This is a genomic window from Bradyrhizobium sp. ISRA430 (assembly GCF_029909975.1).
GTDB lineage: Bacteria > Pseudomonadota > Alphaproteobacteria > Rhizobiales > Xanthobacteraceae > Bradyrhizobium.
Genome location: NZ_CP094516.1, coordinates 7,338,194 through 7,363,484, shown reverse-complemented (window position 1 = coordinate 7,363,484; position 25,291 = coordinate 7,338,194). Strand labels below are relative to the sequence as shown.

Genomic DNA, 25,291 nt, shown 5'->3' with positions numbered 1-25,291 from the left:
GCTACTCGGCGGCCAGACGGGTGGCGAGCTCATCTTCGGACATCAGGTCCGGATCGATGGCCATCAGCTCGCGCTTGGCCTTCTCTTTCAGTTCCACCACGGTGGCCCTGGACTGCTCGCCGATGCGGTCCACCTCCACGATTGTGTCCATGTGCTCGAGCACGGCGACCCGCTTCTCGAACGGCGCCGCGATCACGAACTGGAGGCCGAGGTTTTTGTAAAAGCTCATCATCTGCCGCTGGTTCTTGCCGTCCATCTTGGAGAAGGCCTCGTCGAACATGGCCAGGGCGAAACCGGCGGGCTTGCCGGCACGACGCTCCGCGCTGCCGTAGACGGCGGCCAGCGAAGCGCCGATGGCGACGTAGATGGGCACCTGCTGTTCGGCGCCGGATCCGGTGCCGCGCCGCTGCTCCCAGCGGGTTGATCGACCCGTAGCTACATCCTCCATGTGAATCTCGAAGGTGTAGAAGTTGCGGTAGTCCTCGAACTGGGTGAAGTCCTTGACTGGATCCTCGAGCAATGCCTCGAGCGCAAGGATCGTATCCTTGTGCGGGAAGTCGTCGGGCACGTCGCCCCGGAACAGCATATCGAGCGCCTCCGGAGAGGTTTTGGCGATCTCGATGATCTTCAGGATCGGCTGGAATTCCACGACCTGGGTGCGGTGGAATGAATAGCGCTCGTTATGGAAGGGATGTGCGTAGAGGCTGCGGTTCAACGATTGCAGCTCCCGCTCCATCTTGCCGATCCGGGCCGTGAGCGCGTTGATGAACTCGCCGCGCAGCAGGGTGGAGGCCTTTTCCGCCGCTTCCCGCGCCTGCCGTTCGTACTGGCGCAGCTCGTTGGACTCGATATCCGCGATGAGCTGCTCCATCCAGGGCTTCACCTCCCGCAGCGGCTCGCTCTCCGCGCCGACTTGCGAGCTCATCCCGAACTGGTCGAAGTAATCGTAAAGGAGCTCGCGGACCCGCCGCTCGATCCGGAGGCGTTCGGCGTCCGAGGCGTCCGCATCCTTCAGCGCCCTGTCCGCGATGGCGCGGTGCTTCTCCGCGAAGCCCTTCTGGGCTGCGGCATCGAGGCGCTGGCGGTAGACGATCCTGCCCTTCGCCGCGGAGTAGAGCGGGAAGGTCTTGCGATAGATCGACCGGGCGACCCGCAGGTTGAGCTCGGAGCCGGGCACGTTTTCGCCCTCTCCGAGCCTCCTCTCCGCCGATCTGACCTCACCGTCATGCTCGCCGAACGCCTTCTGCTGGATCTTTCGCTCATCGAGCCTCTTCTCCTTCAGCTTCTGCTGCGCTCGTTTCTTGTCGCGAAGTCCGCCGTCGCCCGCGCCGTCGAGTGCTTCGAGTCTGGCCTGGGCTTCGGCGATCTCGGTCTGCGCGGCCGCGAAGGCAGCGGCGCAAGCCTTCAGATCGTCACGTCCCTCGCAGATGGTCTTCAGCGCGGCAAAGGCCTGCTCTGCCGCCTGGGCCTCCTTGCTCTTTTCCGTTTGGAGCCGATCCAGTTCCTCGGCCTGATCCTGCAGGGAGCGCAGGGCGTTCGCCTGGGCCGCCTTTCCAATCTTGTGCTGCGAGGCTTCGATCCAGCGATGGGTCCTGACGAGTCCGTCGTCATAGAGGCCGTCCTTCATGATAGCCCGGCCGGGCCTGTTGAACTGGTCGAGCGTGTCGGCGAGGCGAACCGTGCCGTAGCGGCGCATGATGAACGCCATCGCGTCCGGATCCTGGCTCCGGAAGATCGAGGGGAAAGTGCCGCGCTCCGGCTTGGCCCTGAACTGCTCGAGCTTGTTTAGGCTCACGAGCGATGCATGGCGAAACTCGCGGCGACCTTCCTTGAAGATTGCCGTGGCGGCGCTGATATCCGCTCTGTCCACGAACACGGCCTCCCGGTCGCGGCCGAGGAGCGCCTCGGCGGCTCCCACCCATTCGGGTTCGGCGACTTCGATGATGTCGCAGAGCACGCGCGGGACCATTCCCCTCTGCCGCAGCCTGCGGCAGAGGAGTTCAGTGTCGTCGCCGAGATAGGCCCGTGCGCCTCCGGCGGCGTGCTGCCGGATCCGTTCGATCACCTCGTCGCGCCGGCCTCGGAGCCCGGAAAGCTCCGCGATGATCGTTTGACGCGCTTCGTCGATCTTCGGCAGCCATTTCGCGCCGCTTGCCGCGAAGGACTTCTCGGCCGCGGAGAGCTCGTCGGAGACGCGCCCGATGTCGGCCCCGGCGGTGGCGGTCAGAAGACGCTCAAGCGCAGGAACGAAGTCCTTGAAACCGTCCGCGCACATCGCGCGTAGCGGCTCCAGGCGACGGATGCTCTCCATGCGAGCCTTGAAGTCCGCCGAGGCGCGGTGCGCCGCCTGCCCGGCCACATCGGCGGTCTGCTGCAGGGACTTTCTGCCGGTCTTGGCATCGTGCTCGGCGATTGCGGCCGTGAGGCGTTCGATCTCGTTATCGATAACCTTGACGTCCTCGTCGATGAAGTCGAGTTCTTTTGCTGCGGCGTCCCGGCGCGCCATCTCGGTACGCCGCTTGGTCTTGAAGTCCAGGTTTGTCGCGCGCGCCGCGAGCCAAGTCGCGCGTTTTGCGATCCACTCCTCCCTGAACTTGGTCTCGAGCGCCTCTTCCAGTGCGGCGAGAACCACCCGAAGCGCCCTCAGGGCTTCGAGCCTGAGGCGCATCTTTCGGATGGTTTCGCTGATGTTGCGGTAGGTCTGGATCGACTCGCGCAGCTCCTTGATGCCGATCGGACTGTCCTCGAGGATGTAGTTCCGCACGAACTGCGTCGCCGTCTGATTGTGGTCGAGCGTCATCGCGTTGACGATCGATTTCTGCAGGGCGCTGGCGTTCTGCTCGCCATAGGGCGAGTGCGGCAGAAGATGGCGCATGTACTCGCGGACGTAGTCGCTCGCCCGGTCGCGATGATTGACGAAGTTGCCTTCGCCGACCGCAGCGACGATCCGGGCGCGCACGTCCTCCCACTGCGCCGGGAATTGCGACTTTCCCCGCTGCTCGATGAAGTCCTTGGAGCTCAGAACGGTCCCGACGGCGACGAACAGTGCCAGCACGGTCTCCCTGCTGTCGGACTTGCGCGCCTCAAGCGCCATGCCGATCGTGACCGGCGGTCGATCGCCTTCCGTGTCTTCGAATCCTAGCGCGATGTAGGTGCGCGCCTCGTCGCGCCGGCGCTGGTCTTCGCCGAGCGTCCCAAGGCAGTAATCGACGACGCTGCGCTTCGAGCCGCTGCGCGATTTTCCGCTGTCGCCGGCGACCGCGTTCAGGCGCAAGAACCGCCGGCTGGCGCCGGTGAGGACGACCTGTGCCATGTCGAGGATCGTCGATTTGCCGGACCGGTTCTCGCCCAGCACCCCGACGTGTCCTGTCACGTCGATGTCGGCGACGTCGAACAGGTGCCAGTTCACCATCGTGAGGTGGCGTAGCTCCATCATGCCTCGTCTCCTGCGGGCTGCGGAAACCGCGCCTCCTCGCTACGGACGTAGCGCTCAAGCCGTTGGAGGGCATCGCCGCCACTGATCAGCTTGATCATCGGGCGGATCCTGATCTCGCAGTCCTGCTGCTCATCGTCGTAGTCGCCGATCTCGACCAAACTGCGCTGGGTCGCCTCGCGCAGGATGTCCCGGAAGCGGGCGGCCGAGATCGCGCCTCCGCCGCCGTGTTGCGCCATCTCGCGGTAGCGGTCGAACAGGTCGTTCAAGGTGGCGACCACGACGGCCCGGTCCTCGACCGCTCCGACGTTCACCTCCTGCTGCCAGTATGCCGCCAGCACCAGCATGACGATGGTTTCGTCGAGCTTCATTCGGGGCAGCGGCACGTCCTCGTCCATGGCGACGATGCCGGCCCATTGCGCCTCCGGATCGCGATGGACGCGGTATCCGCAACTGTCGAAGAAGCCGTCGACCACGTCGCGGAAGCGGCCATCCATGATCGTGTTGTAGACTGTCCCGGTCCGGGGATCTCCCGCGAACACGAACTGCCGCCGTAGCAGGAAGTGCAGCGTTTTGCGGAGGTCGGCTGCCTTTTCCGCGCCGAAGGAGCGCTCGACGTTTTCGAACTCACTGAGCATGGGCTGCCTCTGCTTTCCGGAGGGGGCCGGATCGCCTGACCACGAAGTTCGCACATCGAAGCCATTCGCTGTCGTGGGGCGGCGTGTCTGGGCGCGGCTCCAGATCGAACCCGGCCGCGACCTGCGCCGGAACCTCGCCCGTCAACGCATATCGGCGGGCGCAATCGAAGGCGAGAAAGTCGTCCACGGTATCGATTTCCATGAAGCGGGCTTCCCTGGTCGCGAATGGCGGCACCTGGCCCTCCAGGAATCGTCTGACATCCTCGGGGCGGGGCGCGATGCGAGCGATGTACTCGAGACGGAGCTTCTTCCGCAGTTCGTACAGCGGGTCCGACGGCGGCTCGGCGAGCTCCCTTGCCTCGACGGGACGGCGCGGCTGCCTGGCCGGCGCCTGATGGTGCTCCGACCAGGGGGACCGCAGCGGCTCGATGCTCCATTCGATAGTCGCCTTGTGGTGTCTGCCGTCCCGCAGTAGGGCATCCAGGCGCCGCACCAGGTCGCCGGCCCGGCCGACGAGTCCCTGCCCGCCCCGCTCGGCGTACTTAATGGTGTTGCGGACCCGGGCTTCGAGCTGCCTGCGGAAGGCCTCGATCCGTTCGAACATCTCCCCGATCTGATCGAAGATGCTTTCGATGGCCAGCAGGTCGTCGGCCGCGGCCATTCGGCCATCCTCGAGGTCGGCTGCCATGCTGGAAGCTGTGTACTCCTCTGCGAGAACCTGCATGGTTTGCGGGGTGTAGGAGATCCTCCGCGCGAGATCGACGATGGCGTCGCGGAAGCGGTACGGATGGTTGACGGTGAGGATGGACTCGAAATCCTTCAGCAGGAGCTGGTCGACGAACTCCTCGAAAAAGGCTTCCAGCCGGGTAGCGACTGTTTTCGACTCCATGACGGTCCGTCGGACGCGCTTTAGGTCGGCCAGAATGGCCCGCAGGCTCTTGGTGAACTGGTCGGCCTGATTGCGCGCCTCGCGGACGGCGAGCGCGGCTTCGCGCTGCTTGCGGTCGGTGATCTCGGGCCTCAGTTTTTCGACGGCCTCCAGGTTGAGGCGGATTTGTACGATCAAGCCGCCGAATCGCTGCGACAGATCCTTGTTGAGGCTCGCGAGCCGCTGGATCACGAGCAGCGGTCCCATAGCCATGTCCACGGTAACGCGAAGCCCGTATTCCTCCTCTTCAAGCCATCCCCAGGCGAGCAGCCGGGCGTACAGTTGTCGGGCAAGACCGAGCGCCTTGTCGCCCTTCTCGGAAGCGAGCGCGACGTCGGCCTTCCGGATCCGGCGGCGTCCCGCGGAGATCATTTCCGGCAGGCTGCCGAAATCATCGCCTTCATTCCAGAGGGCGGGGTTGGCGCGCATGACGTCGTAGATGGCATGGACGACCTGCTGAGGGGTCGGAAACGACGGCGCGCCTGAAAAGAAGCGTTCATGGAGGTCGAGCAGACAGGCCGCGTACAGGTGCTTGTGATCGCGCGAGAAGGCCAAAAACGCGTCGTCATGCAAATGGCGGAACAAGGACAATCGCTATCACTCCCTGAATCGGCATCATCCAAAAAGGGATGCAGCTTGCCGCCCCTACACTCAGAATCTGCCGTGGGCATACCTCAGTCGAGATGTATCGCAAGGCTGCTGCAACTGGAAGGACTCGTTCACTGTATGTTCGTTATAGCTTGGCAAAGCGTTGCTGTCGAGGTGTAGCTCTCGCCATTACCAGTTGGCGTATTGGTCTCCCTGTTGTTCCTCAAGGGCTCGTCGATCGCGTTCCGCAGCGCCTTTGCTTCGTTGACAAGAAGCAAAAGAACGTGCAGCCACGAGATCAACGTCAAAGGCGAACGTAACGCCGAAAGCACCATGGACTTCCTGCATGACGTCCGCAGCCGCGTCATCGGCCAGCCTGAGATTTCAACGGACGGCTTCCATCCCTACCACGGAGCGATCCGCAATGCCTTCGGCCCGGACGCCTCTCATGGCGTGATCGTAAAGACCTACTCGGTAACGCATCTGGTGAAGGAAGCGCAGGGCCGCTACTCGCCCGCCGCCGTAGTAGTGGTAAGCCGTGACGTAATATCTGGCAATCCCGATCAGTACGTTTCAGCCAGCTATGTTGAGCGTCAGAACCTTTCGCTGCGCATGGCTTCGCGCCGGTTCACCCGCCTCACCAACGGCTTTAGCAAGAAGCTGGACAACCACGTTGCGGCGGTCGCGCTGTACGTCGCGCACTACAATCTGTGCCGCGTCCATGAGGCCCTGCGCACGACGCCAGTTAAGGCGCTAGGCGTGGCTGACAAGGCATGGAGCGTTGACCAGCTTGTTGACGCCGCACTCTCCGTGGCGCCTGCACTGCCCACTAAGACGCCGCCAGATCGTCGCCGGAAGTTCACGGTCATTCAGGGAGGGAGGCAGGGGTGAGTCATAATGACTCACTAAAAACCCTTGCTGAATCAATGATTCTGATACTCTGCCATCCAAGGAGATTCGGAATGGCAGACCCAACTTACAATTTGAACGGCGGCTTTAAGCCGACAATGAAAAGGTTCGCTGATCTCAGCGGGCCTGATTTTTTCCCCACCCCACCGTGGGCAACGTTTGCTCTGATCGACAATGAAAAATTCACCGGCGAGATTTGGGAAAGCGCGTGTGGTGATGGGACGATGTCCCGGGTGCTAGAGCAGACCGGGCAGCCCGTTCGCAGTTCTGATTTATACGATCGCGGCTATGGCGAGATCGGCTTTGACTTTCTTGAGCCGAAATGGTCAGCCGACAACATCGTAACCAATCCGCCTTACAACTGCGCTGAGGGCTTTGTCGCCAGCGGCGTCAAGCATTCGAACCGCAAGTTCGCACTGCTGTTGCGGCTTGCCTTCTTAGAGGGCGCGAACCGCGCAAATACGATCTTCGCAAAGATACCGCCCGCTCGGGTCTGGGTTTTCAGCGAGCGTATTACTTTCTATCCTAGCGGCGTGGAGCCCAAGGGCAGCGGAACGACGGCTTATGCATGGTTTGTTTGGGATAAAGAAGCGCCGGGCAAAACCGAACTGAAATGGTTCAAACCCGGCTATAAGGCGAAGTTCTCCTAGCTAGGCTGCAACCTCGCGCCCCGGCAGCGCCAAGCCGCCGGGGATGGCGACAAGCTTGCCTTCGTAGATGGCGTTTCCGGGCGACGCTTTATGTGAGGTGATGTTGCGCACCTGCTGCTCCCATAACGCCTCGCCTGGCCGGGTCGGTGATGGCGCAAGGTCTTCGGCTGAAAGCGTTAGGTAGTTCGGAATTTCTTCAATCAACTCTTTAATGGTCGCACGACCTGTAGCTCGATCGGTAAGAACTTTGATGGCCGCTTCGGCAACTTCAGCTTCGGTAACTCGGGACATATTCCCTACCTCCATTCTGGTGGAGTCCAGAGATAGGTTCGCGCAATGGTAGTTGGAGTCAGTATAACTACGGTGTGTAATTTCAGTGGCCTACTTTGAAATCCCGAGTGGTCTATTTCGGCCAGTACCCCAGCCCTCGCTGTGCCATGAGCCTTGAGCACGATGTGCAGCCACGTCAGGCGGCGAGGCAGGCGGGCTCGGCTTTCGCCGCGACATGCGTCTAGTCCTAGGGCGTTGGGGCTGCTGCGTCTTCCGGCGCTGGATCCGCTTGCTTTAGGCGCTCTAGGTAGCCGCGTGTGCGCGAAATCACCGCCTCGACCACCGTGTCCAGGACGGGATCGCCGCCGGCTGGCATGGCTTCGACCTCGGCCTCGGCCGCCATTGCATGGTGCGTGACGGCCTGAGCAATCTCGGAGACGCGCCGGATCGTCTGCGCTGGAGAGAGCTTGCAGTCGATGGCGACGCGCTCCCAGTGATCGCGTCCGAGCTGGTCGGCCTGTTTCTGCCCGCCGATCTTCTGCGCCATGTTGCGGGTGATCTTCGGATATGGCGCCGCACAGACGATGTCGTAGCCTGGCGCCATGGCGGCGCCGCGCGCCGATAGCATCAGCGAGGGCGGGGGAATCCGTGTTCCACACCATCGGATTGAAGATGGCGAGATCGACGAAGCGGGCTGTGTCCTGTGCTGTCATGTGGCGCTGGGTCAGGCCGATCATGTCGGCCAATGATGGTCCTTTTAGGCCTCTATCGTTGTTCTGGTGCTTGGCAGCTGGCGGCCGGCCGAAGGCTTGGCAGAAGTCCTCCTGATGCAGCCGCCGCCACCTCTTGCCGTCACGGCGGCGGTCATAGCGCTCAACCAGCAGATAGCTACGCTCGCCTGCCGTCCCGGTCGTCACCTTTGGAGTCGGGATTCCGATCATGCGCGCGAGCGTCAGGCAGAATGCCTCGTTCTGGACGGCGCCAGGCAAGAGCTCGCCATCGGGCTTGATGATGTGGGTCGATGGCGCGCCGTCGATCGGTATGTACAGGGTGTCGCCATCCAGAGCGACGGCGAGCTTCGTCTGCACACCGGCAAGCGACATCGACACGCCATCTTCGCCGACGAGGAAGGGCCTGTGGGGTAGCTCATTGAGGATGCGCTCGAGCGAGGCCTTGTCGGGGATCTCTCGCCCTTTGCCGGCGATCAGCCCGGTGCCGGCTTGTCCGACGGAGAGCGCGCCGGCGATGTCGCGGCCCATCTCGGCAGGAAGACCGATGATATCGTCCGGCGACTTACCGAGCATATGACCTACGGTCCCGAGAGTTGCGTTCTCCGGCAGCAGATTTGCCGCCCATGGCAGAATTGCCGAGGCATCGTGCGACGCCCGCGAGAGCGGCATGGTGAGCGACACAGGGAAGGCGCCGGTCAGCCCGCGCCAGGATTCGGCATAGGTGAAGGCTGACGCTTCGTCGGCGGCCGTGATCCAGCCGACCTCTCGCGTCTCAAAGTAGACCGGAAGACGGTCCATGAGGCTCCTCCTCGTCGCTGTCGGGAATGTCCGGTGTCTTGGAAGTGTTCGCGCGGCGGGCTTGGGCATCCTTGAGAACATCCTCAATGCGCAGCCCGAGCACGTTTGCCACGTGCAGGCTGCGCCCGAGCTGACAGGTGCTTTTTCCGGCCTCGAGGTCGACGATGAAGCGCTTTCCTGTCCCGCGCACCATGGCTAGCTCGTCCTGCCGGAGGCCTTGGCGTTTGCGTTCTTCCTGGATGAGACGACCGAATGCTGCAGCGAACTCGGCAGCTTGGCGTGCGACACCGGTCTCGCCCGGAGCCTCGGTTCCGCCCGAGGGGGAGTGCCCTTTGGAGGCGTGTTCATAGTTCCCTCGTCGTAAAGTTACCGATCGGGAACTCTTCGCTCAGTTCCGGTGGAAGGAGCACAAAAGTTACCGAGCGGGAACATTTCCCTGAAAGCGCGCCTGAGCGGCCCGGAAAGCAGGTCCTTAGCGTCCGCTCGGTCTCGAGCGGCGCTGCCGGCCCCACAACGATCCCAGCAATCTTGTGCGGCTCACTAACCGGCAGCGCATGGGCGATATAGGGGACGATCTCGCTGCGGCGAAACGCCGTCAAAACAAGAGGCTAGGTGATCGGGCGTGCCCATGATTGCCAGCCGGACCAAATGGCGGAGGCTTCCTCCTGTCCGTACGCGAGTTCAACTCAGCACCGCCGACGAGCAGCATCGACAGCGCAGCTGCGCCCAACAACTTCTTCTATTGATAGTCGACTTGGTCCTCGAGGCCGGCACAGCCATCAGACGCCTTGAAGTCGAAGCAGCAAAAGACTACTTTGTTAGACAAATTTCATTTTTGTTCAACAACGGATAAGTTTTATGGCAAAAGGATCGGCGAGCAAGCCCACGCCCCTCCGGGCGAAACGGAGAAGAGCTGCATCCAAGGGTGGCTCGGTACTGATAAAAACCCTTAAGCGAGAGCTGGGGACCAGCGGGCTTATCGCGAGCAAGGCGCGATTTGAAGCGGTCATGCTGGCGGCGGAACGATCTGGCCTTTTGAGTGAAAAAGGCAGCCGCATCGGTGGCCGGGTTAGTCCGGCCTTGGTCCGGCAGGCCAAGCACCAGACGGGCATCGAGGCGGATACGGAGTTGATCGAGTTTGCACTGGCGACGGTCGCACTCGAGGACAACTTCGCAGAAGCGTTCAAGGAGTCTCGGGGCAAGGTCGACCCAGCGTTGAAGCTCGGTTTCTAACGTGGCGGAATTCGACTTTGACGCGGCGCGACGTTGGGCGCGGTTCGATCCGGAAAACACGCTGGCACGGCGCACCGACGATGAACTTCCGTTCGTCAGCGTTGGTCTGACCGCTGGACAGGGGCTACTGCTCGATACCTGCGTCTATATCGATCAAATGCAAGATCGTTCGCCTTCGATCCTGGACGACCTGATCACGCACCGACAAGTCAATCATTCGACTGTCGCCATCCAGGAGCTGATGTACACGGTCGGCGCACTCAATCCTTCCGACGCGCGAACCGCTTCTGTCCTCGATGTGATCGGGAAGCAGATCAAAGCGATGCCGCCGCATCGGATCTTTGCGCCGGACATAGACGTGCTGGGACGAGCCGCGCTGCTATCAGGGATCCTCTGCCGCCTCCAGGGATATGAAAAGGACGGCAAATTGCGCGCGCTTCAGGATTGCGTGCTGTTCCTGCAGGGGCAAAAGCTCGGCCTGGTCGTCCTGACCGCCAATGTCGCCGACTATGATATTCTACTCCAGCTGATACCAACCGGTCGCGTGCTGCTCTACCGTCCGAAATGATCCCCATTGCAGGATTTTGACGACCTTTCACTCGCCGACCTCCAGGCTTTTGCTGACCAAGGGCTCAGCATAAGCTTTCCGAATCAGTGGTGTGATTGGCTGGACCGGCCCGTCGTCGACCATTTCGCATGCGCTCTGACCGCTTTTCGACGGCTGCGCCAGCCGCGATCAGTGCGCACAAAAGCCCCGGGGATGTGGGGTACGCGAGTGGCGGACATCTACCTCACGGAGTTCGACCGCATTTTCCGGCACTTCTACTCACGCGATGCCGCAAATGACATCGCGAAGCATGGCGGCCAGACGAAATTCGGTCTGCTTGATGACAGCGATCGATGGACGAACGACTATTTCGATCCATCCAAGGCAAAAAGCCATCGGCGCGAAATGTTCTTCGCCAATCCCCAAAAGACCTGGCAGGCCGAGGCCGCCAAGGACCCGGACGTCTTCGCCGGCGAGGGCGTGCGCGGTTCCAAGGGGACGAAGGATGGCGGAGTGCCTGTTGCGCGGGCCGCCGCCAGGAAGAAAGCCGTCGTGAAGAAAAGGGCCAAGAAAAAAGCCGCTCCGAAAAAGAAAGCGAAGGCCAAAGCAAAGACCCCCAGGAAGCGAACGGCTCGAAAGAGCTGATATCTGAGAACCATAATATGCGGATGATCGCGATTTTGTTCATCGCGCTGGTCTCGCTGACAGACCGGGCCTGCGCGTGGGGAGATGAAGGACATCAGATTGTTTGCGAAATAGCCTATCGGCTGGCGACGGTCGACACTCGGGCAGCAATCCGCAAGCTGGTTCGCAACGACCAGGAATATGACACATTCAGCGAGTCGTGCGTCTACCCGGATCATCCGCGCAAGCGCGCCTCCGAGCATTTCTTAAACCTGCCGTGCACGGCGCACGAGTTACCGCCGGAAGGTTGCCCAGGGGCGATCCCGTGCGCCTTGAGCGCAATCGAAAATGACTCGACTGTCGTCGGGGCCAGGGGGAAGCCGGCAGACCGCCTGATCGCTCTGAAATTTCTCGGACATTGGGTCGGAGACATCCACCAGCCGTTGCACGTCTCGTTCGCAGACGACAGGGGCGGAAACGACATCAGTGTAAGTGGTCAATGTTCCGGCGTGTTACACGCAACCTGGGACACATGTTTGGTCATAAAGGCCGTGGGCACGGACGTATCGACGGCTGTGTCCGATCTTATCGATACGCTGACGCCAGCCATGAAGGAGGAATGGGTTCAATCCGATCCGCGCGACTGGGCCAACGAGTCTTTTGCGATCACGGAAGACATCAAGACGCACTATTGCGTTCTGCAATCGGGGGCATGCACGAAGCCCGACAGCACTCACGTCGAGATCGATGACGCCTACATCGCCGCCAATACGGCGGTGGTGCGCGAGCGTCTTCTTAAAGCTGGAGTACGGCTGGCGCATCTTCTGGACAAGCTCTTTGCCGATTAGCAGGGACAGACGGGATGCTTGCCTGACGTATCCGACGGTTTAACCATCTCGCAGAACTACGAAGAAGCTACGAGCGCCGAAATGCTTGCCGATGGCGTCTCTAGGCAGGCAGTGCCAGCTCACTCCCTGCCGTGAACGAAGAATTGGGTATGCCCATCGCGCAGTCTACAATGGCAAGTTTGGGCGCCTTTGCTACAACAAACACCGTACGTAGCGAACGAACAATCTCGTTTTCGCACCTGAATATTTCGGCTTTGGATGAGCGTTTCGCACCATGCTTACGCTTAAATCCTGCGTCCGACCGCCTCTTTTGACGGATTTCAATTGCTCGGTGACGTGATGGACCGACGCTGGTCGGAACGCGCAGCTACGCCAAAATTCACGCCGCCCTCGACGCCCTCGCCCCAAAACGAAGCAACAGCTGCTCTATCTCGGCGGCCGGCTTGGCGCCGCTAAAGAGAAAGCCCTGCACCTCGTTGCAGCCCTCGGCGCGGAGCCAGTCGAGCTGGTCGGTCGTCTCCACGCCCTCTGCGATGGTGGTGATGTTGAGGCTACGCCCGAGCCCCGAGATCGCGCGCACGATAGCCACGCAATCAGAACGTTGCGCGAGATCCTTGACGAAAGAGCGGTCGATCTTGATCTTGTCGAACGGGAAACTGCGCAGATAGCTCAAGCTCGAATAGCCAGTGCCGAAATCGTCCATGGAGATGGACACCCCGAGATCACGCAGCTGATGGAGGATCGCGAGGTTGGCGTCGCTCTCCTCCAGAAAAACCGTTTCGGTGATTTCGAGCTCAAGGCGCTTGGGCGACAAGCCAGAATTGGCAAGCACCGAAACCACCACCTGCACCAGATTGCGGCTGCGGAATTGGACCGGCGACAGGTTGACTGCAAGCTTGATCTCCCGCGGCCATTTCGCGGCCTCGTTGCAGGCTTCGCGCAGCACCCATTCGCCGATCGAGGTGATCAGCCCGAGGTCCTCGGCCACGGGGATGAACTCGGCCGGCGAGATCATACCCTTCTCCGGATGTCGCCAGCGCAGCAGCGCCTCGAAGCCTGAGATCTTGTCGCTCGCTATATCGATGAGCGGCTGATAGTGCAGCTCGAACTCGCTATTGGCAAAGGCGCGACGCAATTCGAGTTCCATCTCCCTGCGCTTCTGCGCCTGGTGATCCATTTCTCGCTCGAAGAAGCGGTGAATGCCGCGCCCGTCCTGTTTGGCTTTATAGAGCGCCATGTCAGCGTTGCGCATCAAATCCTCGCTACTCGCGCCATCGCCCGGCGAGAGCGCAATCCCGACGGAGGCGCCGATCACCACTTCATTGCCGTCGATCTTGTAAGGCGCGCTCAGCACGCTGATGAGGCCTGTGGCGAAGTCGCTGATCTCATTCGGCGAGGCCTGGGGAAAGATCACGGCGAACTCGTCACCGCCGAGCCGCGCGGCGAGGTTGTTGCCGCGTACCTGCGAACGCAGCCGGTCGGCCACCTGCTTGAGCAGGCGATCGCCCATGGGATGGCCGAACGAATCATTGACGTTCTTGAATAGATCGAGGTCGATGCACAGCACCGCGACGCGCCTGCCGGGTGCCGGGCTTGCCTCCAACGCGTCCCTCAGGCGCTCCTGGTAGAGCTCGCGGTTGGCCAGATTGGTCAGACCATCATGGTGGGCCATATGGGCGATGCGGGCTTCGGCCTTGCGCCGTTCGGTGATGTCGACGACAGCGACCAGATAAGCATCGCGACCGTCGAAGGTGAGGCGCCGTCCGAAAGTGAGCACGCAGATCTCGCTTCCGTCGGCTTTCACATGCCGCCAGTGCTGTTCGGATTGGCAGGTCTCGCTAGTCTCCTGCAGCACCTCGGTGTGGCTGGCCCACTCATCCTCCGGCCAGAGGTCGCGAACGCTCATCTTCAGGAACTGCTCGCGGGAATAGCCGTAGTGCCGCACAGCCGCGTCGTTGACGTTCAGAAAGCTCATCGTCTCGGGATCGAACACCCACATCGGCATCGGATTGGAATCGAACAGCAGCCGAAACGAGGCCTCGCGCCGCTTCAACGGCGTCACATCAGAAATCGTCAGCGACAGGATGTCGCCGAATACGGTTGCAGCGAAGCGCAGGCTACGATCGTCGCTGTCGATTTCGAACTGGTCGCGCTCGTTCTTGGCAACCGCCTCGCGCAGCCGAGCGACCAGGCCCTCAGAACAGAGCAGGTGATCGCCTTCACTCAGCCGCCGCCATTGGAGGCTTTGAGGAGCCACCTTGAGCAGCCTTGCTGCGCCCTGATTGTGGTGCACGATCTGGAAATCGGATGGCTGACCGATCGCGTCGCGGATGGTCGAGAGCGAGATCACACCATCATCGGTGGTCGCGAAGATCGCATCGAGGAGATTGTATTGCGCGCCGCGCTCGTTGACGTAAGCGCCGACCAAGGTGCCGCCCCACCGAGAGAAGGTCGGCAGCGCCAGCACGTCATAGGTCCGCACCATGCCATCGCGCACACAGTGGACGGCCGCAAGATAGGGCTGGCTGTTTGCGATCGCATGCGACGCGGCCTCGCTCAGGACGGTGGCGCAATCCGGCGGCAGCGCGGCTATCGGAATGTCCCGGCGCTCGTCGCCGAGCCACTGCTGCGCATAGCGGCCAGTTCGCGAAACAGTGAACGCATCGTTCTCGCACTTGAGCAGCACCATTTGATCGGCGAGCCGCCCGAGGCTGCCTAGCATCACGTCTTCATAGCCGGGAAGGGTTTCACCGGGCTTGAGCGCAGTCTGCCACTTGCGCCGCAGCACCGACACATCCTCGAACATCTTCGTGTTTATTCTCGCGCCTTGCTTCTTGGCAGCACCCATGACGCCCCCCGAACCCGAAGCTTTCTGACCTGGCGGTGCTCTCTAGGCGGGTCGGCTTAACTCGACGTAAAGAAAAGGGGCACGCTCATGGCATAGACGATCACTGACAGTTTTAAATCAGGTGATGGTTAGCGCGCGTACATCGACGCAGAGAGCGGCAATGCGTCGTCGCGAAATACTTACACAGCCTTCCCCCCATGCCACGCCAACATCACTGGCAACTCTGAACTGATGGGAGCTCTTACCGCAGCTTATAAGGCTGCAGTCTGATCGCTGGCGTTGTTGAAATCACCACATGCATTTTGGAACAGTTTTTGGACGCTTTCCTGCGCCCTTCAGCCATTTTTCGGTGAAATTCACCCAAGCTGGAACCGAAATGCCATACGACCGAATCGACGCCCGCATCCTTGAAATCGTGGTTTGACGTCCGAGGTGATCGCCGAACTTGCCGGACTGTCTGCCACCCGCGTGTCAGCGGCGCCTGAAGAGGCTCCGGCTGGAAGGTATCATCGAGGGCGATGTCTCGATCGTTTCGCCGAAGGCGGCGGGACGGCCTATTCAAATGCTTGTACTCGTGACTATGGAGCGGGAGCGTTCAGATATCATCGATAGATTCAAAAAGGCCATCAAATCGTCAGCCGAGGTCGTCAACGGATTCTACGTCACGGGAGACGCGGACTTCGTCCTATACGTTACCGCCACTAGCATGGAAGACTTTGAGGAGTTCACTCGGCGATTCTTCTATGTGAACCCGCACTTCAAGGGCTTCAAGACGATGGTCGTATTGGACCGCGTAAAAGCAGGCTTTGCTATTCCAGTTGAGACTCCGTGCGAGGAGTGACCAAACGCTGATGCAGTATCTACCACAGCGTTGATCGGCGCGTTTCCGCGTTTTTTCGTCGCCTCCCCGGCATAAAATGCAAAAAAAACGTCCCCGCGCTCCGCTAGTGTCACGTTCATTCCAAGCTGATCTTGGTCCTTCCGGAAAACGAGATTGTTCGTTCGTTGCGTACTGTATTTGTCGGAGCACAGCCTGCGGGAGTAAGGTATTCATCGCTGGGGTTCCCGACCCTAACATCGTATGGTGAAGTCATCCCTTGCCGTTCGGAAGGTGACGCCGATCCGATGGTCCTACATCCGTCATGAAAGACAGCGATAGCAGCCACCCTGAAACATCGGAGATGACAGATGACCAGCGCGAATTGAGGCGCTGCAAGCAAGAGATTGCGCATCTCAAGCAGCTGGTTGTGGAGCTCTCTGAAATTGTCTTGCGCAACGTCGTCAAGAGTGACGGCGGACGACAATCGGAGCGCCCCTGAGTCTATGAGCGACGCCGCCGTAGTGCGCTGTCTCCCAGCAGCGTGGCTTCCCGCCTTGGGGGGCATGGCGAGCGGCCCCGCCCTGTGCTCCACGGGGCGGGGCTCTTAACTTTTAGTCGAAGCGCGGCATAGGTCAGAAGACGCATGGATGACGGGTGGACTGATCAAACGTGCCTTGTTGTAATTGATGGCAGCGATTGCTTCTGATCTTGCTGTAGCGCGATGATGTTCAATCGTGACGGTGAATTCTGGACTCAACTTGCGGCCTATCTCTCCGCCCTGATTGTCGCGTTCTCTGTGCTGTACAGCGTTGGTCAACTTCTGGTGGGAGACAATCTTGAGCTATCTCTTAACCTCGGATTCTTTTTTGGATGGATCGCACGCGGCCTAAGGTAATGAGTGGCGGGGGGTCAAAAGCCGATGTCACCAGTCGACAAAATCGCGCTCTTTATCGACGGCGCCAATCTCCACGTAACCTGTAAGGCGCTTGGCTTCGACATCGACTACAGGCGCTTGCTCGGGGAGTTTCAGAGCCGTGGCACAGTGCTGCGCGCGTTCTATTACACGACGATTATCGAGGAACAGGAATGTTCGTCGATTAGGTCGCTCGTCGATTGGCTCGACTATAACGGCTACACGGTTGTCACCAAACCAACCAAGGAAACCATTGACGCCAGCGGCTACCGCAAGGTCAATGGCAACATGGACATCGAGCTTGCGGTCGATGCCATGGAGCTTGCCGAGCATATCGACCAGATGGTCCTGTTCTCGGGCGACGGCGATTTCCGCTCCCTGGTCGAGGCCCTGCAGCGGCGCGGCGTACGGGTGACTGTCGTGTCCACGATCGCCAGCCAGAGGCCGATGATAGCTGCAGAACTTCGGCGACAGGCGGACGTATTTATCGACCTGGCACAGTTGAAGCTGAAGCTGGGTCGCGATCCGTCCGATCGGTTAGGCCCACGTCAGGACGAGCGCCGAAGCTCGAAAATCGGAGTTCTCTGAGCGACGCCGAAGTGGTGCGATGTTTCCAAGGAGCGTGGCTTGCCGTGCCCTACGAGGGGCGCGAGAATCTATTGGTCGTTCATACCTGCGGCAAGGCTCTCGGCGCTGCAGGGGCGTTAGTCACTGCTTCCGGCGTGCTGCGCGACTTTATCGTCAATCGCTGCCGTCCTTTTATCTTCGCTACAGCGCCCTCGCCATTGATGGCCGTTGCCGCGGGAGGCACTCTTAATATTGCAGGAGGAAACTGACCGGCAGCAACGCTTGGGCAACCTGGTCGCGTTCACGCATCGGGAGATCGGTTTGCGCGGGCTCCGGAGTCCTTCGCACTCCCAGATCGTTCCCTACATCGTTGGCGACAATGCCCGTGCAATGCAGCTCGCCTCCGCACTTCAGGCTCGCGGCTTCGATATCCGCGGAATTCGTCCGCCAACAGCGCCGGAGGGCACGGCCCGTTTGCGCATTTCAGTTGCGCTCAACGTTAGGGAGGAAGACGTGCGTGCAATGCTCGATGCGCTCACTGAGGAGACGAGGGACTGGAGACAATGAGCCAACGAATCGTGGTGACCGGTACAGATACCGGGATCGGAAAGACGGTTTTTTCTGCGGGGCTTGCACATCTCCTCGGCGCAGACTATTGGAAGCCGATTCAGGCCGGCCAGGAAGGCGAAACCGACAGTGAAGTTGTCGCTCGGCTGGGCGGTCTTTCGGCTGATCGGATCGTGCCGGAGCGTTATTGCCTTCAAACCCCCGCTTCACCCTATCATTCCGCCGAAATTGACGGAGTTCGCATCGACCCGGATTCGCTCGATCCGCCGGAGATTGGGGAGCGGCCACTCGTCATCGAGGGGGCCGGCGGGTTGATGGTGCCGCTGATCGGCGACACGCTTTACATTGATGTCTTCGAGCGATGGCGGCTTCCTGTCGTTCTTTGCGCAAGCACGCGTCTCGGCACCATCAATCACGCTCTATTGTCAATAGAGGCCTTGCGAAAACGCGAGATCAAAATTCTTGGGATTGCTTTCATTGGCGAAAGAAGTGGCGAGGCTCAAACTGCAATTCGGGAGATCGGGCGGGTGCGTTGGTTAGGGCGATTGCCCTGGCTTTCGCCTCTCACGGCAGAGACGTTGCATGGCGCGTTCGCGGCCTCGTTCCGGCCTGATGATTTCAAGCCGTGATGCCAAAGAAGAAGTCGCCGAACGTGATGCCGCCTTATTGCGTCACGGCGGCAGATCTTGATCAAATCTATGGCGCGATCAGGGACGCCGCCGATGCGCTGGCTGAAGGCGCGTCGCGATCGGTAGTCACCAGGAGCCTAGCCTTTAACTGTTCCGGAGCTGGGGCGACCTTTGCCTATCCGTACTCATCCGGTGGCGGCGCTGGTTAGCAGGATCGATCCGCAAGCATATGACGCCGGACATCCTCAGGGTGCCACTCGACGAGCTTCTACCCTCGGCCTATTGAAGTCGCCAGAACTCGGCGCAAGGCGACCTAGGCCGGAGCGTACATTCTATCGAGGACGGACACAGACGATGTCGGAAATCTCATGGCGACAGGATGGGATCGATTCTGGCTGGTACATCGCTAACGGCATCGGATCGGTCCGAAGCACTGCCAGTTACGGAAGACCAGGAGGCTGGTGGTTCCTGCCCGCTTGGTTGCCTGACACTGAAGAGAATGACATCGGTTGAAGACACAAGCTGCAGCATTAGAAGAAGCCGAGCGTCTCGCTGCTGGCAAAGATTCAACCGCCTAGTCGCGAGTTGGCAATTCCGCCGAGATTGCCGGAGCAGCGCTTACCCTGGTTATCTTCGGCCGGCGAGCTGATGGGTGCTCACGCCGCGTGAGCGAGTTCTGAGGGGGCCAATTCCAAGGCAGGAGTTCGTGAATGCACTTGGCGGGTGATCCGGCAGCCGGGTCACGGCGCGGTGCTCAATTTGAGCTTGACCGGCGACGGGTACTCAGCAACCATACGTAGATTGATTGAGGAATCACCGCCTGGTGGCGGCGGTGGTGCTGGTGAAAGACAAGCTCGGCGTCACCATGACGACGCAAGGCATATTGTGACTTTTCACGGAAGGACTCGTGTCGTGGACAACGCGAACAGACGTATAGGACAATAGCATGCGGCTTCTCGTTGTCGGCACGTTGAAGGGCCAGCTCACGATGGCCACCAAGATCGCCATGGACAATGGCGCGACCGTCACCCAGGCCGAGGATCATGAATTGGCGATGCGAGTATTGCGTGGCGGCAAGGACCGCGACCTGCTCTTGGTCGATGTCGGGCTCGACATCCGCGACCTCGTCATGCGGCTGGAAGCCGAGCACATTCACGTGCCGATCGTTGCTTGCGGCATTACCAACGACGTCGGTGCAGCGGTCGCGGCGATCCATGCCGGTGCGAAGGAATACATCCCGCTGCCGCCGGAACCGGAACTGATCGCCGCAATTCTCGTAAGCGTGGGCGACGAAGCCCGCGACCTCGACTACCGGGACGACGAGATGGCGCGGGCGATCACACTCGCCCAGCAGTTCGCAGCCTTCGGCGACGCGGGTGAAACTATCCTATCCTAATGCTTCGAGTGAGTATGCAACAGCCGCCCCTGGACCCATCTGTCGCCGACACCGCTCCTGAAGACTCCATTCTGACGCCCTATGATTATGAACGTTTCATCACCTACTGGCGGCTCTTGGACGCGAATGCCTGAGGGAGCCGATTGGCGGGAGAATTGCCGAGTCCGTGCTGCACATTAGTCCCGAAAGTGAGCGTCAGCGAGCGCCCAGGCCTATGAGAGCCGCCTCGCCCGCGCCAATTGGCTGGCCGACCACGGTTACAGGTTTCTCCTACGTGGAGAGTTGCCAAGCCTGAATTGATCAAATCCAAGCCTACACGAAGGCACATCGCCACACCTGCTGCGTCCTTCAGAGAGGACGCAGCCACCGTTCGCCGTGCTCACAGGCTGGCTCGAAAAGGCTCCTCACAGGCGGTTGCGAGGTACCCAACATTGATAATCTCGTCGTACCGCTAGAAGCGCCGCTCTCAATAACGAGCCGGGATTCTCAATGGCAAAGAAAACCAAGAAGTTTGTCCGCCGCGCATACACCACAGCGAACGTTAAATAACTGCGCGCCCATTCGAAGGCGAAGACGCCCGTTGTAAAAATCGCCAAGCAAATGAATCGAACCGTAGGCTCAGTGCGTCAAAAGGCGCTGACGCATTTCATTGGGCCATCAACGATAAGTCTTATTTCGTTATCGGTGTTTTGCCCAACTAGGATCGGTATCGTTCGCGGAAGGTTTTACCCATTTTGGAAGGAAGTTTCCAAGGCCGAACCAACCGCGAACGTGCGAGCTGCGCGTCTCCCCGCTAGTGCCATACGGCAGACAATACCGACTGTTCCAGACCATGTTTCGTGGTCGCCCTACTGCTCCCGCCAGCCCGCGTGCTGATGTCGGAGAGCGTCGGCTTTGCAGCGATTTGCTCGAATGATGCGGCGAGGTATCACCAGCACCGCATCGGACTAATCGATATCTTTAAAGTCCCGCCAATCGGGATGGTTCTCGATCGTAGCCTCGATCTCCGCGTCGGTGAACGCGTCGACACGGGCCCGGTCAGTCTTGCCCCTCCGGCGATCGCCCCATTTTCTCCGTCGCACCGATGGAGCAGCCAATCTGGCGCGTAGACTTGCGAACGGCGCCAGGGAATTGAGGATCTTCACTTTCACGGGGACCAACGTCGAGACCGTCCCATGCGCAGGTGGCGCGCGCGACCGATAACGATTTTCACGAGAATTGTGTTTTGAGATTATTTTATGAGGTAGGATGGAAATTTGATCTGAGGGGGATTCTGCTAAGGAAATTCACGCGTCGGGTATCATTTTCAGGAAATTTTGCATGAGCGCACAATTTTCAGGACAAGTGAACGTTTTTCACGACCGCCGGCTACCCAAAACCGCCGTTCCGGTGGGCTACGCCCCCCTGATCCACGCCTACAAGCTGCCTGTCCCGCTTCCCCGGACCCTTTCGGCGATCCACGAAGCACCGCCTCATCGAACAGGGCGCCTGGCGCATCTACACGCCGCGCCATGCGCCTGAGGCCTCGCTTGAGGGACACCTGACCTTTGCCTTCAAGTACGAGGGCCTCGATCTCGCGGTTCTGAAGCGGCTCTTCCTCGCCGTCACCGAAGGAGACATCGTAGAGCTCGTGCGGCAGAAGCCGACCGGCCTCTACGCGCGCCGGATCTGGTTCTTGTACGAATGGCTGCTTGGCCGCGAGCTGAAACTGCCCGCCGCGGATAAGGTCTCGTATGTAGATGCTGTCGATACCGACATCCAGTTCGCAGACGCGCGGCAGAACTCGGCCCGGCATCGCGTCCGCAACAACCATCCCGGCACGCCGGAATTTTATCCGCTCGTTTTCAGGACTTCTGCGCTGAACGAATTCATCGCGCAGGACTGGAAGGAGCGCGCGCGCCGTGGTCAGCCACGTGCCGAAGGATCTGCTTGCCCGCACCGCCGCGTTCCTCCTGCTGAAGAACTCAACGTCCAACTATGTCATCCACGGAGAACGGCCGCCGCAGGCATCAAGCCAATGTGATCTTGTTTACACCAACCCTCGAAGGCTCATGGCATCGGCGTAGCGGAAATAGACCTGCAGCCGCAGCGCAGCCGGCCAGTATGGTCCATAACGGACGAACTCGGTTGTGCGAGCACCTTCATGAGCTACGTGCATCACGCCTGGACAGGGGAGCACGAGCCGTGCATTGTTAGCCGCGCCGTGACCGGAGGCGGGTCAGATCAGCCAACCCTCAGATCCTCGGCTGACATCTTACCCGAACGCCCGGCCGTGAGCTGATAACTTACCCGGGCCCCCTCTTCGAGGGTGGTGTAACCGGCCTTTTCGACGGCACTGATGTGCACGAAGACATCGGGACCTCCGTCCTCAGGCCTGATGAAGCCATAACCTTTGGTCGAGTTGAACCACTTCACAATACCCATCGCCACGGCGGTGCATCTCCATAGTGAACCATTGTGATCTAGCGAAGAGTCTCCCGGCCATCAAGACGGTCAGCAAGAGATGCCCAGCGTCGCTGCGCTGGTCACGTGCTCGTTTTCTTATCGCCCGGTCTAGCTGCGGCCGCATCGTCCAAGCGACCAAAATCCTGACGTCGACGACAGTTTCGCCTCAGGGCTTCAGCCCAGCTGACGTTTTGACCTTCGCTTCACTCATCGCCGCCACCGGCTTACAGAAGAGCTGTGGAGCCTCGAACATTCCGCTCTCATCCAGAGCCGGCGGATGGCTTTCATCGACGTTGAACAACAGGGCGGCCGTGAACTCCTTTGCGCAGCCTGGAGCAGGATTATCAATCCGAGCATGCCTGCATGAAGATACCTGGCATGTTTTCTCAAGCACGAAGACGCTCGCATGGCTGCGCTTTGGCTGTTCGTCTTCGGATGTCAATCGCACGTCGAGCCCGGTCGAACGAACCGGGTCCGCCGAGACAATCCTCAAGGAAGCGCATTTGGCAAGTTATCCGCTCGTCCTGTTGTATTTGGGGAGCCGGCAAACCCGCTCGACAACGGCGGAGCCTGTTCAAACCGGTAACTTGCGCATCTGACGAACTTCGTCGCGCCGCCGGCGGCTCATCAGCCTCTCGCCTTGGCTTCGATGATTTTCAGCGAAGCAACGTGAAGACGTTGAGATAACCAATGGTCTCGATTTTGTCTGCTTCGATCAGCCTGTTGACCGAACTTTACTCGGAACAAAGCCGCCTCGATGCATAGGTGTATTCAAGGGCCAGTTGACGCGCGTGTTCCCTGAGATTGGCCGCGGCGCTGTGTCCCCCGTCGATGTTCTCGTAATACAGGTAAGGCTGGCCCAGCGCGGCGAGCTTCGCGGCAGCCTTGCGGCCGTGCGCTGGATGCACGCGGTCATCCTTGGTGGAGGTAAGAATTAAGGGAGCGGGATAGGTCTTGCCCGCCACCAGCTTCTGGTAGGGCGAGTAGCGTTCGATCCACGCACGCTGTTCGGCAATGGCGGGGTCACCGTACTCGCCGATCCAGTAGGCGCCCGCGCCTAGTTTGGTGTATCGAAGCATGTCAAGCAGCGGCACCTCGATGATCGCCGCGTTGAAGAGCTCGGGACGTTGGGTGATTGCCGCGCCAACGAGGAGGCCACCCTGGCTGCCGCCAATTACTCCAAGCCGGCGTGAACTCGTGATCTTGCGGCGGATCAGGTCCTCGGCAACGGCAATGAAATCATCCCATGTCGTCTGCTTCGTTGCCCCCTGGGCGGCTTGATGCCATTGTGGGCCAAATTCGCCGCCTCCGCGCAGGTTCGCAACGACATAGGCATTGCCCTGTTCGAGCCAGAGCCGCCCCCCGGCCCCAGATCAGAGGGCAGAAGCGGGGTCTGGAAGCCGCCATAGCCATGGAGAAGTGTCGGAATTGCGCCGTCAAACCTTGCGTTCTTGGGCCTCACCAGAAAATACGGAATTGACGTGCCATCACGCGAAGTGGCTTCGAGCTGCTCCAGGACATGGTTGGACGCATCGAAGGCAGACGGTGTCTTCTTCAATTCCTCAAGCCTTTTGCTTTCTGCATCAAAATACCAGACTGACGTTGGTCCAAGATAGCTCGAGACGGTAAACATGACCCGGTCCGCTTTATCGTAGGTGGCTGACAGGCTGACACCTGTATGTTCCGGCAGCGGTATCGGCGTCGCGGACCAAGCTCCCTGATCGTACTTATAAACGAACGCTTTGCTCTGAACGTTCTCAAGGATCGTCAGGATCAAAAAATTCTTTGTGGCGGTTAACTCGCTCAGGGCCTGGCCGGGCCCAGGTTGAAAGACAAGCGAGGCTTTGGCGCGCGGCGGATCCTGCTTCCATTCGTCGAGGTCATACGAGATCACCGAGCCCGCCGTGAAGCGGTTGTCCTCGGACGGCGTCCAGTCCTCGTCAAGTTTCACAAGCAGGCGGCCGCACGCGAGCGTGGCGATCTCGGCCTTCTTCGGCAGATTGAGCTTGACGAGAACATCGGGGCGGAAGACCACATACTCGGACTCGAAAGAGCTGATTGCGCGGGCCGCGCCGGTCGCATGAATATGACCCTCGCTGTCACGAAGCACGAAGGCGGACGTCCCAACGTCGGTGGGCTCGCCACGAAAGATCTCGCGAGCCTCACTGAGCGGCTGAGCGCGTTTGAGCTCTTTCAGCACAAAGGGGTAGCCCGCTTGCGTCAAACTCCCCTCGCCCCAGTCCCGTGCAACAAGGAGTGTGTCACCATCGACCCAGCTGACGTCCTGCTTGCCCTCTGGGAGATAAAAGCCGTCCGCAACGAAGGTCTTCGCGGTGCGATCGAACTCTCGTATGGACGCGGCATCCGTGCCGCCATCGGAAAGACTAATCAGGCAGAGGCGCTCTTCAGGCGGAAGGCAGCTCGCACCTTGAAAGACCCAATTTCTGTTCTCGGCGACGGCCAAGGCGTCCACGTCGAGGATGGTTTCCCACTTTGGGAGTTGGCTACGATCGCTCTCACGCGTGGTGCGCCGCCAGACGCCGCGCACCTGGTTCTCGTCTTGCCAGAAATGCTCCAAACCGCGCCCTTCCAATGGAATATCTGCGATCCGATCCTTCTGCAGGATGGCGAGCGCCTGTTCGTAGAAGTGACGATAGCGAGGATCTGACTGAAGCACCCCGAGCGTCTTCTCGTTTTCGGCGCGAACCCAAGCCACTGCGGCTGGCCCTTCGATCTCCTCGAGCCAACGGAATGGATCATCAGTCAGTGCCGCGTCGGTTCGCTCCTGTGAAAGCGTCGTGGAGATGAAGCTGGCAATCGACATCAGCGTGGCGAAGAGGAGTGATGTCTTCATGGATTTGCTCCGGCTGAGGTCGAGCGCCCAGGCTCGCGGGGCCCGGCGCGTCAAG

Annotated in this window: 21 protein-coding genes and 3 pseudogenes; 13 read left to right on the top strand and 11 right to left on the bottom strand. The window is 60.3% G+C overall.

Annotated features, from left to right (window positions below; genetic code table 11):
* Position 1: 1 nt before the first annotated feature.
* From MTX21_RS34720 to MTX21_RS34710, 3 genes are read right to left on the bottom strand one after another with little or no spacing between them, the layout of a single operon-like run.
* Positions 2-3,436: an SbcC/MukB-like Walker B domain-containing protein gene (locus tag MTX21_RS34720; protein WP_280968972.1), complete on the bottom strand. Its 3,435-nt coding sequence runs from the start codon at positions 3,434-3,436 to the stop codon at positions 2-4.
* Positions 3,433-4,071 (bottom strand): DUF4194 domain-containing protein, encoded by a 639-nt coding sequence (locus MTX21_RS34715; RefSeq protein ID WP_280968971.1) that lies wholly within the window; start codon positions 4,069-4,071, stop codon positions 3,433-3,435. Before MTX21_RS34715 ends, MTX21_RS34720 begins: the two co-directional genes overlap by 4 nt.
* Positions 4,061-5,590 carry a Wadjet anti-phage system protein JetA family protein gene (locus MTX21_RS34710; RefSeq protein WP_280968970.1) on the bottom strand — a complete coding sequence of 510 codons (1,530 nt, stop codon included), beginning with the start codon at positions 5,588-5,590 and terminating at the stop codon, positions 4,061-4,063. Before MTX21_RS34710 ends, MTX21_RS34715 begins: the two co-directional genes overlap by 11 nt.
* Positions 5,591-5,803: 213 nt before the next feature.
* Here MTX21_RS34710 and MTX21_RS34705 point away from each other — a divergent pair, with 213 nt between their 5' ends.
* Positions 5,804-6,478, top strand: coding sequence for a hypothetical protein (locus MTX21_RS34705; protein WP_280968969.1), 675 nt, complete (start codon positions 5,804-5,806; stop codon positions 6,476-6,478).
* A 71-nt stretch (positions 6,479-6,549) separates the two neighbouring features.
* A complete protein-coding gene (locus MTX21_RS34700; protein ID WP_280968968.1) occupies positions 6,550-7,146 on the top strand; it encodes a hypothetical protein in 597 nt (198 codons plus the stop codon).
* On the opposite strand, the gene MTX21_RS34695 is transcribed toward MTX21_RS34700, so the two are convergent.
* From MTX21_RS34695 to MTX21_RS34685, 3 genes are read right to left on the bottom strand one after another with little or no spacing between them, the layout of a single operon-like run.
* Positions 7,147-7,437 (bottom strand): hypothetical protein, encoded by a 291-nt coding sequence (locus tag MTX21_RS34695; protein ID WP_280968967.1) that lies wholly within the window; start codon positions 7,435-7,437, stop codon positions 7,147-7,149.
* 5 nt (positions 7,438-7,442) lie between these two features.
* Positions 7,443-8,945 carry a HipA domain-containing protein gene (locus tag MTX21_RS34690; protein ID WP_280968966.1) on the bottom strand — a complete coding sequence of 501 codons (1,503 nt, stop codon included), beginning with the start codon at positions 8,943-8,945 and terminating at the stop codon, positions 7,443-7,445.
* Complete coding sequence (locus MTX21_RS34685; protein WP_280970891.1) at positions 8,920-9,186, bottom strand: transcriptional regulator; 267 nt, start codon at positions 9,184-9,186, stop codon at positions 8,920-8,922. The genes MTX21_RS34690 and MTX21_RS34685 overlap by 26 nt, the downstream gene beginning before the upstream one ends.
* 617 nt (positions 9,187-9,803) lie before the next feature.
* Between MTX21_RS34685 and MTX21_RS34680 the strand changes: the two genes are divergently transcribed.
* The 4 genes from MTX21_RS34680 to MTX21_RS34665 are packed head-to-tail and all read left to right on the top strand — an operon-like array spanning position 9,804 to position 12,197.
* A complete protein-coding gene (locus MTX21_RS34680; RefSeq protein ID WP_280968965.1) occupies positions 9,804-10,178 on the top strand; it encodes a hypothetical protein in 375 nt (124 codons plus the stop codon).
* Between the two features lies 1 nt (position 10,179).
* Positions 10,180-10,746, top strand: coding sequence for a DNA-binding protein (locus MTX21_RS34675; protein ID WP_280968964.1), 567 nt, complete (start codon positions 10,180-10,182; stop codon positions 10,744-10,746).
* Positions 10,747-10,752: 6 nt separating this feature from the next.
* Positions 10,753-11,370 carry a hypothetical protein gene (locus MTX21_RS34670; RefSeq protein WP_280971335.1) on the top strand — a complete coding sequence of 206 codons (618 nt, stop codon included), beginning with the start codon at positions 10,753-10,755 and terminating at the stop codon, positions 11,368-11,370.
* A 17-nt stretch (positions 11,371-11,387) separates the two neighbouring features.
* Positions 11,388-12,197 (top strand): S1/P1 nuclease, encoded by an 810-nt coding sequence (locus MTX21_RS34665; protein WP_280971334.1) that lies wholly within the window; start codon positions 11,388-11,390, stop codon positions 12,195-12,197.
* Between the two features lie 379 nt (positions 12,198-12,576).
* On the opposite strand, the gene MTX21_RS34660 is transcribed toward MTX21_RS34665, so the two are convergent.
* Complete coding sequence (locus tag MTX21_RS34660; protein WP_280968961.1) at positions 12,577-15,045, bottom strand: EAL domain-containing protein; 2,469 nt, start codon at positions 15,043-15,045, stop codon at positions 12,577-12,579.
* A 376-nt stretch (positions 15,046-15,421) separates the two neighbouring features.
* Here MTX21_RS34660 and MTX21_RS34655 point away from each other — a divergent pair.
* From MTX21_RS34655 to MTX21_RS34620, 7 genes and pseudogenes are all read left to right on the top strand, one after another.
* A pseudogene (locus MTX21_RS34655) lies at positions 15,422-15,886 on the top strand (Lrp/AsnC family transcriptional regulator).
* Between the two features lie 301 nt (positions 15,887-16,187).
* The gene (locus MTX21_RS34650) at positions 16,188-16,364 is read left to right on the top strand and encodes a hypothetical protein (RefSeq protein WP_280968960.1); all 177 of its coding nucleotides are present in this window, start codon (positions 16,188-16,190) and stop codon (positions 16,362-16,364) included.
* Positions 16,365-16,784: 420 nt separating this feature from the next.
* Entirely contained in the window at positions 16,785-17,366 is a 582-nt protein-coding gene (locus tag MTX21_RS34645; protein WP_280968959.1) for an NYN domain-containing protein, read from the top strand.
* Between the two features lie 47 nt (positions 17,367-17,413).
* Positions 17,414-17,912, top strand: a pseudogene (locus MTX21_RS34640) (aminotransferase class I/II-fold pyridoxal phosphate-dependent enzyme); the annotation flags it as partial.
* Positions 17,909-18,541: a dethiobiotin synthase gene (gene bioD / locus MTX21_RS34635; RefSeq protein ID WP_280968958.1), complete on the top strand. Its 633-nt coding sequence runs from the start codon at positions 17,909-17,911 to the stop codon at positions 18,539-18,541. The pseudogene MTX21_RS34640 and the gene bioD, both read left to right, overlap by 4 nt.
* Positions 18,542-19,487: 946 nt before the next feature.
* Positions 19,488-19,901, top strand: a pseudogene (locus MTX21_RS34630) (sigma-54-dependent Fis family transcriptional regulator); the annotation flags it as partial.
* Positions 19,902-21,567: 1,666 nt separating this feature from the next.
* A complete protein-coding gene (locus tag MTX21_RS34620; protein ID WP_280968957.1) occupies positions 21,568-21,960 on the top strand; it encodes a hypothetical protein in 393 nt (130 codons plus the stop codon).
* A 200-nt stretch (positions 21,961-22,160) separates the two neighbouring features.
* Here the strand turns inward: MTX21_RS34620 and MTX21_RS34615 are convergent, their stop codons facing one another.
* The 4 genes from MTX21_RS34615 to MTX21_RS34600 all read right to left on the bottom strand — a co-directional run bounded on the left by MTX21_RS34615 (position 22,161) and on the right by MTX21_RS34600 (position 25,236).
* The gene (locus tag MTX21_RS34615) at positions 22,161-22,367 is read right to left on the bottom strand and encodes a cold-shock protein (protein ID WP_201759801.1); all 207 of its coding nucleotides are present in this window, start codon (positions 22,365-22,367) and stop codon (positions 22,161-22,163) included.
* A 181-nt stretch (positions 22,368-22,548) separates the two neighbouring features.
* Positions 22,549-22,824 (bottom strand): hypothetical protein, encoded by a 276-nt coding sequence (locus MTX21_RS34610; RefSeq protein ID WP_280968956.1) that lies wholly within the window; start codon positions 22,822-22,824, stop codon positions 22,549-22,551.
* A 292-nt stretch (positions 22,825-23,116) separates the two neighbouring features.
* Complete coding sequence (locus MTX21_RS34605; protein ID WP_280970890.1) at positions 23,117-23,698, bottom strand: prolyl oligopeptidase family serine peptidase; 582 nt, start codon at positions 23,696-23,698, stop codon at positions 23,117-23,119.
* Complete coding sequence (locus MTX21_RS34600) at positions 23,596-25,236, bottom strand: S9 family peptidase (RefSeq protein ID WP_280968955.1); 1,641 nt, start codon at positions 25,234-25,236, stop codon at positions 23,596-23,598. Before MTX21_RS34600 ends, MTX21_RS34605 begins: the two co-directional genes overlap by 103 nt.
* Positions 25,237-25,291 lie beyond the last annotated feature (55 nt).

Coding starts and splice junctions, on each gene's coding strand:
- MTX21_RS34720 (WP_280968972.1), bottom strand. CDS start 3,436: ATGATGGAGCTACGCCACCTCACGATGGTGAACTGGCACCTGTTCGAC.
- MTX21_RS34715 (WP_280968971.1), bottom strand. CDS start 4,071: ATGCTCAGTGAGTTCGAAAACGTCGAGCGCTCCTTCGGCGCGGAAAAG.
- MTX21_RS34700 (WP_280968968.1), top strand. CDS start 6,550: ATGGCAGACCCAACTTACAATTTGAACGGCGGCTTTAAGCCGACAATG.
- MTX21_RS34695 (WP_280968967.1), bottom strand. CDS start 7,437: ATGTCCCGAGTTACCGAAGCTGAAGTTGCCGAAGCGGCCATCAAAGTT.
- MTX21_RS34690 (WP_280968966.1), bottom strand. CDS start 8,945: ATGGACCGTCTTCCGGTCTACTTTGAGACGCGAGAGGTCGGCTGGATC.
- MTX21_RS34680 (WP_280968965.1), top strand. CDS start 9,804: ATGGCAAAAGGATCGGCGAGCAAGCCCACGCCCCTCCGGGCGAAACGG.
- MTX21_RS34665 (WP_280971334.1), top strand. CDS start 11,388: ATGCGGATGATCGCGATTTTGTTCATCGCGCTGGTCTCGCTGACAGAC.
- MTX21_RS34660 (WP_280968961.1), bottom strand. CDS start 15,045: ATGGGTGCTGCCAAGAAGCAAGGCGCGAGAATAAACACGAAGATGTTC.
- MTX21_RS34650 (WP_280968960.1), top strand. CDS start 16,188: ATGAAAGACAGCGATAGCAGCCACCCTGAAACATCGGAGATGACAGAT.
- MTX21_RS34645 (WP_280968959.1), top strand. CDS start 16,785: ATGTCACCAGTCGACAAAATCGCGCTCTTTATCGACGGCGCCAATCTC.
- bioD (WP_280968958.1), top strand. CDS start 17,909: ATGAGCCAACGAATCGTGGTGACCGGTACAGATACCGGGATCGGAAAG.
- MTX21_RS34600 (WP_280968955.1), bottom strand. CDS start 25,236: ATGAAGACATCACTCCTCTTCGCCACGCTGATGTCGATTGCCAGCTTC.